The 13,416-nt window shown below is 59.7% G+C and carries 6 protein-coding genes; 2 read left to right on the top strand and 4 right to left on the bottom strand.

All coding sequences use genetic code 11. From position 1 onward, the window contains the following. Positions 1-95: 95 nt before the first annotated feature. Entirely contained in the window at positions 96-1,544 is a 1,449-nt protein-coding gene (gene dgt, locus QN222_RS22395; RefSeq protein WP_283962024.1) for a dGTP triphosphohydrolase, read from the bottom strand. A gap of 618 nt (positions 1,545-2,162) precedes the next feature. Between dgt and QN222_RS22390 the strand changes: the two genes are divergently transcribed. Further along, positions 2,163-4,427, top strand: a complete 2,265-nt coding sequence (locus QN222_RS22390; RefSeq protein ID WP_283962025.1) for an AAA family ATPase — start codon at positions 2,163-2,165, stop codon at positions 4,425-4,427. After that, positions 4,427-5,539: a 5-methylcytosine-specific restriction endonuclease system specificity protein McrC gene (mcrC, locus tag QN222_RS22385; RefSeq protein ID WP_283962026.1), complete on the top strand. Its 1,113-nt coding sequence runs from the start codon at positions 4,427-4,429 to the stop codon at positions 5,537-5,539. The genes QN222_RS22390 and mcrC overlap by 1 nt, the downstream gene beginning before the upstream one ends. Before the next feature lie 453 nt (positions 5,540-5,992). Here the strand turns inward: mcrC and QN222_RS22380 are convergent, their stop codons facing one another. Genes QN222_RS22380 through QN222_RS22370 form a run of 3 tightly spaced genes read right to left on the bottom strand, consistent with a single transcriptional unit; the run spans position 5,993 to position 13,414 of the window. Continuing rightward, positions 5,993-6,754: an HNH endonuclease gene (locus QN222_RS22380; protein ID WP_283962027.1), complete on the bottom strand. Its 762-nt coding sequence runs from the start codon at positions 6,752-6,754 to the stop codon at positions 5,993-5,995. Then, positions 6,754-10,644, bottom strand: coding sequence for an N-6 DNA methylase (locus QN222_RS22375; protein WP_283962028.1), 3,891 nt, complete (start codon positions 10,642-10,644; stop codon positions 6,754-6,756). Before QN222_RS22375 ends, QN222_RS22380 begins: the two co-directional genes overlap by 1 nt. Positions 10,645-10,648: 4 nt before the next feature. Beyond that, on the bottom strand, positions 10,649-13,414 hold the full coding sequence (locus QN222_RS22370; RefSeq protein ID WP_283962029.1) for a DEAD/DEAH box helicase: 2,766 nt from the start codon (positions 13,412-13,414) through the stop codon (positions 10,649-10,651). Positions 13,415-13,416 lie beyond the last annotated feature (2 nt).

Here is a 13,416-nt window from a genome sequence, read left to right as displayed (position 1 = left end):
AGGACCAGGGAATGAAGCGCAACCGTTTCACGGAAGTAGGTTTCCTGCGACTCCTCACTCTCAGACGCTAACTTATGAGCTCGCCATGGCACCTATCAAAGTGGCTTATGCATCGTCATCCCATTAGCGCCAAAAAGGCGGCTATAGAACTCGACCGCGTAGCGATCAGTCATACCGGCAATAAAATCACATATCGTTCGCATTTTCCCAAGGTTGTCGCTCTGCCGGTAAATTTCCCTAAAGTCCGGAGGCATCAGGCGGTCACCATTGGTCGAGCTAATGACATCGAATATTTTTGCAATCACATCCTTCCCGCGGTATTCTACGACTTGTAACATAGGAGATCTAATGACGGATTCGAAGGTAATATTCTTAAGAACTTCGACAAACACAAATGTCTTTATATTAAGTTTTGCTTGGTGAAGTTGTGGAAAATCGGGGTCAGGAACAACTTCAATGCCGTCCAAAAATAGCTGTACAAGTTTGGAGGTGAAGCGAGTTCGATGATATCCGTTGCCCGCGTAGAGTGACGATAATTTTTTGGCAGACATCGGTGAATACATCTTTCTCCGGCCTGGGTCTATGGATCTATTTCGGAGAAATTTCTCTTCATCTGTTCCGATAGAGAATATATCTCTAAAAACCTCGTAAAGAACATCTCTTACGTCAGACACGGTAACCCGCGTCTCCTCTCCTTTATATTGCTTTTCTATTCTAGAGTTTATTGTCTCTACGACGTACTCATAAACCTGTTCAGGAAAACTGAAAAGGTCTAGGGGTCCATGTATCCCGCTCTTGAATATATCTTCCAAGTCGTATGTTGAGTATGCGATATCATCTGCGATATCCATGATCGAGCATTCGACGGTTTTAAAGTCCGCGTGATCTGAAGTGCCCAGAACGTGAAGCTTTATATCACGAACCAAATCTTGGTCTGACTTATAGTATCCTTTCATGGGACTATGTTCTTTGTCCTCAGGACGTTCTTTACTTCCGACAGGGATAATTCTGTCGTACTTTAGTACCGACGCGAGAGTACGGTAAGTTAGGTTCAGTCCTCTCCTTAAGTCGTTTCCGTCGGAGTCAAATAGCGAAGAGTCATCGCTGGAAGTCTGCTTCTTTTCCAGTGTGGAGAGAATCCGAAGGGTTTGGGCGTTGCCTTCGAACCCACCAAAATCACGCATACACTCATCCAAGGCCTCCTCTCCATTGTGACCAAATGGAGGATGCCCCAAATCGTGCGCCAAGCCGGCGAACTCAACGATATCGAGGTTGATGGCAGTTTTTTGAAAGTGTTCAGACGTGCTATTAAGTTTAATCGCAATCGATTTTGCGATCTGCGCTACTTCCAGCGAATGCGTCAGGCGATTCCGAAAAAAATCGCTTTCGTGACCAGGGAAAACTTGAGTCTTTCCCTGAAGGCGTCTGAAACTTGCACTATGAAGGAGGCGCGCATAGTCTCTTCGCGCCTCGTCTCTATACTCTTCTGGATTGGGCTGATCTATTGGGCGCTTGTAGTCACCAGCAGAATATAATTCAGACATGCAGTATCCACGGTCATTTCACCTTGTAATTGACCGTATTCGCAGCCCTTTCCTTCGTCAAGCTCCACTTGCCCGTAGACTGTTCAATGGCAGTACGTAACGTCTTCAATTCGCTCACGGCTGCACGATAGACCGGGTCTTTATCCGTCTTCGCTGCGGACTCCCTGCTACTGGATTTCATGGCCGGTGAACTTGCCATAGACGCTCTCCCTCTCGAATGCGTGAGCGCGTGCGCGCGGTTGCGCACATTGCATATGCTATGGGATGTCCATTGCATACAGGTTAATACTGCTCGTCTGAGAAAACGCAGTCACGTGTGTTGAGTTCCGTCGCAACACTTGTCGACCCGACGCCCGACGCAGTTTCCACCTTGTCTAAAACGTACGTCAGGGATCGGGCTTATGCAAGGGCAACAGGTCGCAATCGTGGTGTTACGCCGCCACGACGTGCGAGCGCGAAAATCGGCCATCGGTTCTAAGGAGGGTTCGGGAACCCACCACCAAAGCAGGCGGGTTCGTACTTCGCTGTTTCCGCCGCCGCCCCCTGCGTTGGTGAGGTGACGGACGTCTCAGACGAGCAGGGCTCTTCTTCCGAGACTTATGGAAACGAAGCAAGCCTTTGCTTGCGCTCGCAGGGAGGAATCAGCACTATTGGCCGCTACGGGGGGAATCAATGAGCCTGAATATCAATAAAAGCTACAAAGCAATTCTCGATGGTGCGCGGCAGGGGCGGTTTGTCACCTATGGTGATGTAGCGGCTGCCAGCAATGTGGAATGGAGGTTCGCCCGGCGTCCGCTGCCCTTGCAGCTCGACCAGCTCGTGCAGATTTCCCATGACCGCGGCTGGCCGCTCATCTCGGCCATAGTCGTAAACAAGAGCAATCTCGACACGGGGAAGCTGGAGGGAGAGTCCCTTGCCGGATTCACGACCGCCGTCAGGAAGCTCGGCATCCCGGTCAACAATCCCGAGACCTTCCTGCGAGAGCAGCAGCAGGCCGTGTTTGAATGGGCGAAGACAGCGCCTGACGACCTCGGCATCGAGACTGATGCTGATGAGGATGATCCTGGCGGCCCGCGTTTTGTGCGCTATTTTGGGCCCGTGCTTTCGGCTCTGCAATCGCTTGGGGGGAAAGCCTCACCTGAGCAGGTCTTTGCATGGATCAAGGACATTCTCGATGTGCCGGACGAAGACATAACAGGCGCCACCAAGGGCGGGCAGTCAAAGTTCGAGAACAAGGTCGGTTGGGCGCGGTACTATCTCTCCAGAGCCGGACTAATCGATGGCAGCAAACGGGGCATCTGGGCCCTCACCGCGGAAGGTCAGGTTACAACGCTAACCAATGCGCAGGCGCTGGACGTCTTCAAGGATGTCCGCAAGCAGTTCAACACGACCGGCCAAGAGAGCGAGGACGAGGCGGCCCCCGATACCTTTGGCGGGCACGAGTTGTTCTCCGATCCCGAGCGGCAATTCTGGTTTGTAGGGGCTTCCTGGGGCGGAACCGATGACCAGACGGCGCGCTTTTATGGCGAAGGCATCTGGCAGAACGGCTTTCACAACAAGTTCACCGAAGAAATCCAGCGTATGAAGCCAGGCGACAAGATCGCCATCAAAGCGTCCTTCGTGCGCAAGCATAACCTGCCGTTCGACAATCGCGGCCAGCCCGTCTCCTGCATGCGCATCAAGGCCATCGGGACGATCACCGAGAACTTGGGCGATGGAAAGACGGTGAAGGTCGATTGGGAGGTGCTCGATCCCCCGCGAGACTGGTATTTCTACACCTACCGCGTGACGCTGGTTGAAGCCGATCCCAACGATGAAATGGCGCGCAGGCTGATCGCCTTTGCCTTCGCGGGTGCCCGGCAGGACTATGATTTCTGGATCAAGCAGCCCTACTTCGCAAAGAAATACAGCCCCGCGCAGGAGACGCACAGCCTTGACGACCTGTTCGAGGATGACGCTCTGGAGACAGAGGAAGAGGCTGCATCGCCGTCCTACACCGTTGATAACATCATCAGTGACGGCTGCTTCCTGACAAGGGAGGAGATCGACCGGATTCTGGCCCGTGTCGAAAGTAAGCGCAATCTTGTGCTGCAAGGGCCGCCCGGCACGGGCAAGACCTGGCTCGCCAAACGGCTTGCCTATGCGCTTCTGGGATCGAAAGACCCCAAAGTCACGCGGGACCGTTTGCGCGTCATGCAGTTTCACCCGTCACTGTCCTATGAGGATTTCATCCGCGGCTGGCGTCCTTCGGGCGATGGCCAGCTCGCCCTGATCGACGGCGTGTTCCTTGAGATCGTGGAGGCCGCGAAAGCTGAGCCCGATAGACCTTTCGTGCTCGTGATTGAGGAGATCAACCGCGGCAACCCTGCGCAGATTTTCGGCGAGGTGTTGACCCTGCTTGAAGATACAAAGCGCAATCGCGAGGAGGCGATGGAGCTTGCCTATCGCCGGGCGCCGGGCGAGCGGGTTTACGTGCCGCGCAATCTCTATGTGATCGGGACGATGAATATCGCCGACAGGTCGCTCGCCCTTGTCGACCTGGCGCTGCGCCGCCGCTTCGCATTTATCAGCCTTGAGCCGCAGCTGAACGGGCTATGGCGGGAATGGTGTACCGGCAAATGCAGCCTTGCCCCTGATGTGGTGTCGCTGATCGAGCAGCGCATGAATGCCCTGAACGAAGAGATCGGGCAGGATCGCGGGCTTGGGCAACAATACCGGATCGGCCACAGCTACGTCACACCGGCTGCGGCGCTGGCCGGTGATGCGCGGCAGTGGTTTGTTGACGTCGTGCGTAGCGAGATCGTACCCCTTCTTGAAGAATACTGGTTCGATGCGCCCGAGAAGGTGGCCGCCACGCGGCAAAAACTGCTTGAAGGCCTTTGATGCAGGGCGCGGTTGCCGAACCATCCGCGCTGCCGGAAAGCCGCCTCATTGGCCGCATCCCGGTGCGCAATATCTGGCTGCTGTTTCTGTTTGCCTCAAACCTTGCGCGGTTTCACGGGCAGTACGCCGCAGAGGTGGAGGAGTCTCCCGATTTTCCGTCGCTGATCGCCCGGCTACTTTGCTATGCAGTTGACCGGCGCCTGCGGCGGAATCTCAGCCGCGGCTACCAGCAGCGGGAGGCTGCGCTCACCCGTGTGCGCGGACGCATTGACGTTCTGAGGACCTTCTCTAATGACCTCCTTGGCAAGGGCATGATCGCCTGCCGATTTGAGGAGTTCACCTTCGATACGCCGCGCAACCGCCTGGTGCGAGCAGCGCTTGATGCGCTCTCGCGCCGGGTAGATGACCCGCTGCTCGGTCATGAATGCGCGCGCCTTGCGGGCGATCTGGGGCGACAAGGTGTCGGCGGTCTCAAGCCTTCGCGGGCCGCGCTCAGTGCTGACCGCCTCGGGCGGCATGATGCCGACGATCTGCTGATGGTGACGCTGGCCAAGCTTGTGTATGAGCTGGTGCTGCCGACGGAAGATGCAGGTGGCCATGCCATGTCCCGGGTGGACAAGGACGAGGTTCTCGTACGGCGGCTGTTCGAGAAGGCGATCGGGAACTTCTATAAAGCTGAGCTCGCTACCCGCGGCTGGTCTGTCCATCAGGGAAAGTCGCTCCCCTGGCAGATTGAGTATCTGACGGCGCGCGCAGAGGGGCTCTTCCCCGGCATGGTGTCGGACATCATTCTTGAAAACAAGGCGCTCGGCCGGCGGCTTGTCATCGATACCAAATTTACATCGGTGTTCGGGCAATCCCAGCACAGGGAAGCCGTCCTCAAGAGCGGCTACATCTACCAGCTCTACACCTATCTGCGCAGCCAGGAGCGGGCCGACGATCCGTTGTCTTTGAGCGCCGCAGGCATGTTTCTGCACCCGGTTGTCGGCGGCGATCTCGATGAGAGCGTCAGGATTCAGGGGCATGAAATCAGGTTTGTGACCGTCGACCTTTTGCAGCCGACATCAGCCGTCCTAAACCGCCTCAAGCAACTGATACCGATGGGAACATGAACGTTGTGCCTGAGCGAGAACTCACGGTTCTCATAACATCAAACCTCTGTAGAGGAGCCTACTGCAATAAATTCCATTCTCCTCCCGCCTGCGATAGTGCTCAAAGATCAGGTCGGGTTCGCAGCCCCGATCGGCGCCTGGATCCAACATAAGGCATGATTGCCGACCCGAAACTTTTCTCGGCCAAGCTGAATGCCGCGCGGGCGGCCGTGCTGAACGGCACCACCGAGATCGGGGGCCCGTTCGGGGAACCACAGCGGGACCATGCCTCCGAGGCGCGAGGGGCTTGAGCTCCAGACTTTGGCGGCGCTGAGCGGTGACGACACGGTCGAGTTGTCGGGTGCGTTCCGAGCCGCGGAGAGCTGTTTTGCGGCGGAATCATACGAGCTTCTGGAGCGCGAAGATTGATTAGAGTGTAGGTCCGCTACATACGGCTGTTGATCGAACCGGGTTTCATGTCGCGCACCTGTCGAAGAACTGCGCCCTGTGCCGAGCTAGATGCGCGCGGTGCCTTTCGGTCAGCGGAAGCGGCTTGTGCCAGCGAAGCTCAGCCCGGGCTACATCGCTCAAGGTTTGCGAGAATTGCGGCTCGCCTTCGTCGTTGAACGTCACGAGGCCCCGATCAAAAGCAGCATCCCAGAGTGCGGAAAGCAACAGACCGTTGTGAACGTCCAGCCGTTCGGCATCGCTGCCGCATTCCGCCCAGGGCACGATATGCGAAGCGCGCAGCAGCGCCGGATCGGTAATGCCAGTCAGCGGGCAACTTCCCTGCCAATAGTCCATGAGGCCGGCGCGGAAAATATCCTGCCCGATACGCTGGACGACCAGCCGCTCGGCCTCAGTCGTCCGGGGCATCCCGGCTACCTTTGTCTGGAACGCATGAAGCGGCGCGTCGGGCAGGCTGGCAGCCAGTTGGTAGAGGCGCGGCAGCACGGTGTAGAGCGCGCCGAGCTTGTCGAAGGCATGGCGCGCGATGCCTGGCCCGGGAATGTCGGCGGGGGCAAGGCCAAGCTCGGCCTCGACGCCCGCGTGATCGAGCGCAAGGAACCACGGTCCCTGTTTCCCGACCGCCGCCAGCCAGATCGTCCCTTGCGCTGTGGTCGAGCCAAAACCAGCCCAGCCGTCACGCTCGCCCAGCACCCGGCGGAAACCGTGCTGCCAGGCAGCCTTTTCGCATTCCTCGCGGACGACGAAGCTCTGTGGCTTCTCGATCATCACATCCCCATCGCCTTGAACTCACAACCTGCCTCCATGCGGTCCCAGGCTGCGAGGACAAGGCGGCGGGTGCGGTATTCGCCGTATTGACGCATTTCCTTTTCCTTGAGCACACGGAAGGTTTCCGAGGGGTAGTCGGGGCCTTTCACGTCGGCGGGGTCGAGGACATAGCGCAGTTCGTCGCGGGTAAGGCGGTAAGCGCGGGCATAGAACGCGTCGAGATCGGCGCGCAGATAGGCTCGGCGGTTGTCGTCCCAGACGAAGGGTGGGCCTCCATAGCCTAAATCGCGGGCGAACGAGGCTAGGCTGTGCGAGGTGTAGGTGAGTTCCAGAACCCGCGACGCTACAAAAGTTAGGCGGCCGGGGATGTAGAACGACGGAGGCAACAGTGGAAGCTGTTTGAGGATGAAAAAGCTAAGGGAAATGCCGCTGATCTTCTGGCGCGCAACAAAGTCGAGAGGGATTGAATTCAAATTTGCTAATAATGCATAACCAGGCTCACGCACGTTCCACCCGAGTGTCGGATGTTTAATTGAAGCAGGTTCAAAGGGTAAAGCGAGCGAAATTACGGATCTTTCGTCTGTTGCTCTTGCGACGTCTCGATAACCCAGCAGCCAGTTTGGCTGTTCAGGGTATTTCTGCATCAGTGATTCAAAAAAAGACTTTCTCACCCAATATCGGTGCACCTGCTTACCCGGATCTTCGCGGTCCGATAGCTCCTCTGTTTTGTCGCCGTCCATGAAAGTCGCATAGTGAAGGCAGTAGGCGTTAGTAAGCTTGCTTTCCCAAACGGGCAGTAGAACTGCATCGCCGTTTCTCCAATTTTGGCCTTCCTGCTCAAACCCTTCATTTTTGGCCCGTGTACGGTCATAGAGCTCAGAACTGTGATCGCCGAAGTGTATTAACCTGAGGTAGTAAGCACCCCAGGGGTTGCCCGCCGGGCCTTTGCTCTCGTCGATTAGCACGGAAGCGTCGCGATAAATCTTGGCCGTCAGTTCAGCATCCCACCGGGAGCGGAAAATCGGAGCAGTATGCGTGTTCGGGTTAATTGCAGCAATCTCTTTGAGGCTGAGGGTAAAGTTGCGTTCTGACTCAGCCATTTGCCCGGTATTCGTTAGGAAGAAGGCAAAATTTGCCTCCAGTTCGTCGCTTCCAATGGTCAGCAGAGCGAACTTCATGCGGCTATCCACAGCGGAAAACAGGCCCGCGCGGTTCTCAAAATCCACCAGCCGCGACAGCCGTCGCCTTTCCACCAGATGGGCAAAGAAGGGAGCGGTGGTGGCGTCGGTGGCAATGCCCGTCGGTACGATCACCCCGGCGCGCTGCCGTGCAAGGTTGGTGAATAACTCGGCGAATAGCGCATAAGTATTTACGTCACCCCGTCCGGTTAGCCCAAAACGCCCGCCATGCTCGTCGACTAAACGGACAAATTCACCCGTCGCTTCTGCCTCTCGCTTCGCCGCGATGAAAGCGTCATGCAAGGCGCGCTCTGCGCTGCCCACCGGTGCTTTTTCCAGCGCCTTGATCAATTTGTCGCGCGAGGCTTTGTTCGGGGCGTTCGCGATCTCAGGGCTGCGGGCGGCAAAGAACTCCTGTTCCTGCAGCTTGATCCTTTCCCACGGCGGGTTGCCCAACACCACGTCGAACCCGCCGCGCTGCATGACATCAGGAAATTCCAGCGGCCAGTGAAAGGCGCGGGCGTGGCGGGCGGTCTTGGGTGCTTCCGCCATCGCAGCGCGCATCTTGCCTTGATTGAGGGCCATCCATAGCTCCTCGGTGGTCGGCACGGTGCGGCCAGACGCCCCAGCCGGGGCCCCGCCTGCCTTGGGCAGCAGGAAGGCCGCGACATACAGGTCCGCTGCTGCCTTGGCGCGGGCAAAGGTCTGCCCTTTGCGCAGTTCCTTGAAACGTGCAGCCTTGGCTCCGATTTGCTCCACCGTATCCTCGGGCAGGTCGCGGAAACCTGAAAAATCCAGCGCGAGCGGCTTCATGGCCGGCATGGCGGCATGACCGGCGCCGAAGTCGAAACCGCCCTGACCAACGGTCGCGGCGCGGTTGGCCTGCAGATAGTAGCGCGCCGTATCCTTGTCGTCGCCGGTCAGCGGCTTGTAGGCGGCGTCAGGAATGCCTTCCTGCAGCACCTTGAGGTCAAGCACCCCGAGCAGCGCGTCGCCGCAACGTATCTGCGCGTCGAAGAAGCCGAGTGGAAGACCCGGATCCACCGTCTCGATCCAAAGCGCAACCTTGGTCAGCTCCACTGCCATCGGGTTGCGGTCCACCCCGTGGATGCAGCACCGGGCGACATCGCGCAGCGCATGGCGGAAATCGGCGAGCGAGGGCGTGCCCTCCGCCCGGATGCGGGCCAGTCGGGTGGCGATGCGGCGGGCGGCGGCCAAAAGGAAATGGCCCGAGCCGCAGGCCGGGTCGATGACCGAGAGTTTCAGGAGCGCCTTAGCAGGATCGTCCGCTTCGGCCTCAGTCTTGTCGAGAACGGGGTCAAGCGCGGTGTCGAGGAGCGCCTGAACGAGGCTGTCGGGCGTGTAGTAGGACCCGGTGGTCTTGCGCTGGTTGCCCTTCTGCTCGCCGGCCTCCGAGGCAAAGACCAGCGTCTTACCGTCATCGCCCAGCTGGGGCTGGAGTTCGAGCAGGGATTCGTAGACCGAGCCCAGTTCCTCGGTCTCCATCGCACGCCAGTTGACCGGCACCATGCCGTTCCCGTCTGACAACCAGGACAGGCGATAAAGCGCCTCCATAAAGGCGCGGTTACGCAAGGTCGCAGTTTCCAGGTGAGGCAACCTGTCGGTGGCGAACAGCCCGCCAAGGGCGGGCAGAGCCAGCGCATCCTGCCCTGCAGCAAGGGCGCGGAAGACAATCTTTATGCCCTCGTAACGGTCGTGGTAACGATCCCATGTTGAGGCGCGGAAGCACTGCGCGCGCAGCGCCATCAGCGAATAGCCGTCGGCATAGAGTTTTCGCGCGTCGGCGCGAGCGCTCGTGGGGTGCAGAAGGTTACGATCCTCGGCCACCATCAGGAAGATCAGGCGGTACACGAGGCGAAGGAGTTCGTTGAACCATTCGGTCAGGTTGACCTCGCCCGATTTCAGGCGGGCACCGAGGTCGGGGTTGGCTTCGAGGAAACCCGAGCCGAGGAGCTCGAGGGCGTCCTTGACCTGTCTGGCCAGGCGGTCGCGGGCGACCTCGCCCTCGCGCGCGCCGGAATCGCGCCAGCGTTCCAATGCGCAATCGGTGGCCGGCGTTCCCGCGGCACCAAAGCGGGTGCGATGGAACAGTAGCCAGACGACGGCGAAGGAGGCGGCATCCTCATTGGTGAAGATCTGCGCCAGATCCGCCTCGATATAGGCTGGGCGGGTCAGCGAGGCGTTGTCGCGCATCAGCCGGATCATCGTGCCGTTGGTGACAAGCCCCCAGAGGCAGTCGTCGTTGTCGTTCAGGTAGTCCTGAAGTGCAAAGGCAGGCGAACGTGAGCGATCGGTCGAAAGCGTCGGGCTGCGCCGGTCGAGCTTTTCCTCATCGGGTGGAACGATGCCGACTGGCACGCGGCCACCGGCGACGAAGGAGAGGATACCGTCCGCAGGGGCGAGATCGTCGAAACCCAGTGTTTCGCACAGAAAATCGCGCATGAAGCGGCGGGTGGCTTCGGCAGAAGGATTCTGCATCCGACGAAACGTGTCGAAATGCGATTGGCCGACGCGGAAGGAGGTGGAAATTTCCTCGCGGATCGTCAGTCCCTTGCGGATGCGATAGGACTGTTGGGTTTCTTCGTCGTCCTTCGGCGCGGCGATCTGTGCGACCATTGCCGGTGCGATCAGATTGCCTTCGAGGCTGAGTGAGGGCCAGGCTGACATGTCGATGACGGGTTTGCGGGCCATGGGCTTAGATCTCGCTCGGCATCAGGACGAAAAGGCCGATCACATCGGGCGGCAGGACGGGTTCGACGGTCACACGCGAGGCGGAACCTGCGGCCGCGCGCAGGCGGGCATGATCGTGCACCAGTTCCTCGGCCCGCTGCCGAACGAAGTTGGCCAAGGAGCCGTGAAGGAGCGCGGGCAGATCCTCACGTGCCTTGCCGATGAAACGTTCACGTGCCGACTGCGCAAGATCCGAGGTGGCGGGGGCGTTGAGGAGATTGCGCGCATCCTCCCCGACCGCGAAGATCCTGTCGCCCTGAAGTGCGACAAGGGCAGCTTCCTCAGCCAGCAGCAGGCGTTCCCGGCGGGCGTGGACAGTGAGCTTGAATCGAATGCGGAGGAGTGCGAGCCGGGTGAGCTTTTGCACCGCATCCGTAGGCCAAGCGCCGACGCGGCCGATGCCAAGCGCAGCGAGCGTCTCGGGATCGAGGGAAGCTTCAACCAGGCATTCGGCCAGCGTTGCGGTCAGCGGATGGGTCCGGGTCAGAAGCGTAGCGCCCGATGGCGCCGGTTCGGCTAAAGCCAACCGCACCGACCCCTTCAGATCGTGCTGTTCGAGGCGCTCGCGCAAGCCCGCATCCAAGCCATGGACATGGGCGAGAAGCAGCGATTTCTTCCCTTCCAGCGGCACGCCAAAGCGGGCCATCGCTGCCTGGACAAAGGCGCGCGCGTCCTCGGGTGAACCGAGGAAGTTACGCACTTTTTCCCATTCGGGCGCGACCTCCTGCGGCTTCATCGCATTCTGAGCAAAGCGGGCGCGGGATTTCTTCTCGTTCTCCGAGGCATCACGCCAGCGGGCCTCCATCGCCTTCGTCCCATCGTCGAGGCGAAGATCGAGCGCCAGCTGCTTCGTCCCGCCCCGTCGCAGCATCATCGAGGCCATCAACGCATCGGTGACCGGTCCGCGCTCATCGGGCAGCGGCACGGTGACGCCGGTGACTTTACGGATTTCCTCAGCCTTGCGCAGGATCACCTCGAGCACCGCGCCGTCGATGGCGCTATCTGGCGAGAACATCATGATCGAGCGCACAAGTTCCGCTGGCTGCCCGAAGCGGTCCACCCGGCCTTCGCGCTGCTGGTGACGGGTCGGGTTCCAGCACAGGTCGTAATGAATGACCGTGTCGAAGATCTGCTGGAGATTGATGCCCTCGGACAAGCAGTCGGTCGCCACAAGCAGCCGCTGATTGCCCTCTTCGCCGTCGCCGCTGGCCATATCAGCTACACGGTCACGGCGCTCGTCTGGCGTCAGGACGCCGGTGACCGCCTCGATCGTCAGCTTCGGGAAGGCGCGGCGCAGGCCATCGCGTACATAGTCGGCTGTCGCAAGATACCGGCAGAAGACAACCGGATTGGCGCCCTGTTTCAGCAGTGGTCTCAGGGCGTCGATCAGCGCGTCCAGTTTGGGATCGGGTTGCGAGATCAGGGTCCTAGCATGATCGACGAGCACGAGAAGCGCCGGGTCGGCGGCGAAGCTCGCTCCCGGCTCCAGATCGACGGCATCCTCGTCATCGCCATCGTCATCGTAGATCTGCGGCTCCAGCCGGTCGGTCTCGCTGGCCATGCGGTTGCGCAGCGCGCTGAGCGCCGCCGCTGGTGAAGAGCCGACGCAGCGCATCAGGGCCAGCGTGCCCCAGAAGGCGAGTCTACGCTCGCGCGCGCCTTCACCAGCGCGGGAAACCACGCCGAGGCAATAGTCGAGCACAGATTCTTGAAAGCCGAGATGAGCCTGGGAGAGCCGATAGGAAAATTCGGTTGTTTCGTGTTTGGGGAATGCGCGTTCCTCGTGCCATTCCCCTGATACGAGGTCGATGCGCCGGCGCTGGACAAAATGCCGAGCCAACCGTTCGCGGTATCGCGCATCGTCGAAATTCATCGAGACGAACGACGGGTCGATCAGAGAGAGCAGCCGGCCGAAAGCCTCTTCATCCCCCGAATGTGGGGTCGCCGTCAAAAGGATCATCCGGCGGTCAAGATCTTTTGCTAGGCCTGACAGAAGCTCGAAGCGCTGCTGCTTACCCGCGCCGGTGCCGACGCAGGCATGGGCCTCGTCCACGATCACAAAATCCGGGCAGGCTCTAGCGAAACCTTCCCGGCGTTTTTCGGCCTTGATGTAGTCGAGGCTGACCACTGTGTAGGGATAGGCATCGAACAGGGTCTGCGAGAGCGGTAGGCCGCGTTCCAGACGGGCGGCACTCCCCGAGGTGACCGCCACGGCGTCGATGCCAAAGCGGGATTTGAGCTCGATCACCCACTGCTCGACCAGATGCGGCGGGCAAAGGACCGAGAACGCATCAATCTCACCACGGTCCATCAATTCGCGCAGGATCAGACCTGCCTCGATCGTTTTCCCGATCCCGACGTCGTCGGCGATCAAGAGGCGCGGCACCTGCAGGCGAAGCGCCATGAGCAGGGGCACAAGCTGATAGACGCGCGGTTCGAACGCCAGTTGGGCGGCCGATCGGAACGGCCCCGCGCCGCGGCGCAGAGTGAGGCGAAGAGCATCCGCCAATAGCGCGGCCTTGGCCTGGACGGTGTGGCGCGCGTCTTCCGGCAGGTCAAAGCGCGCGGGCTCGACCGGCATGATTTCCAACTGCGGATCCAGGATCACCGCATCACTTTCGCCACCCGAAAGGGGGCGCAGCGCCAGGGTGCCTTCGCGCGGCGCGGGCAGGGCAACCCATTCGCGGCCGCGGGCACGGACGAGGTCTCCCGGGGCAAAACTGACGGTCATGT

It is taken from the genome of Sinorhizobium sp. 6-70 (genome assembly GCF_030124375.1).
Lineage (GTDB): Bacteria > Pseudomonadota > Alphaproteobacteria > Rhizobiales > Rhizobiaceae > Sinorhizobium.
This window is presented reverse-complemented; position numbering and strand designations above follow the sequence as displayed.

Excerpts from the sequence above, each read along its gene's own strand:
- dgt (WP_283962024.1), bottom strand. The coding sequence starts at position 1,544 with ATGTCTGAATTATATTCTGCTGGTGACTACAAGCGCCCAATAGATCAG.
- mcrC (WP_283962026.1), top strand. The coding sequence starts at position 4,427 with ATGCAGGGCGCGGTTGCCGAACCATCCGCGCTGCCGGAAAGCCGCCTC.
- QN222_RS22380 (WP_283962027.1), bottom strand. The coding sequence starts at position 6,754 with ATGATCGAGAAGCCACAGAGCTTCGTCGTCCGCGAGGAATGCGAAAAG.
- QN222_RS22375 (WP_283962028.1), bottom strand. The coding sequence starts at position 10,644 with ATGGCCCGCAAACCCGTCATCGACATGTCAGCCTGGCCCTCACTCAGC.
- QN222_RS22370 (WP_283962029.1), bottom strand. The coding sequence starts at position 13,414 with ATGACCGTCAGTTTTGCCCCGGGAGACCTCGTCCGTGCCCGCGGCCGC.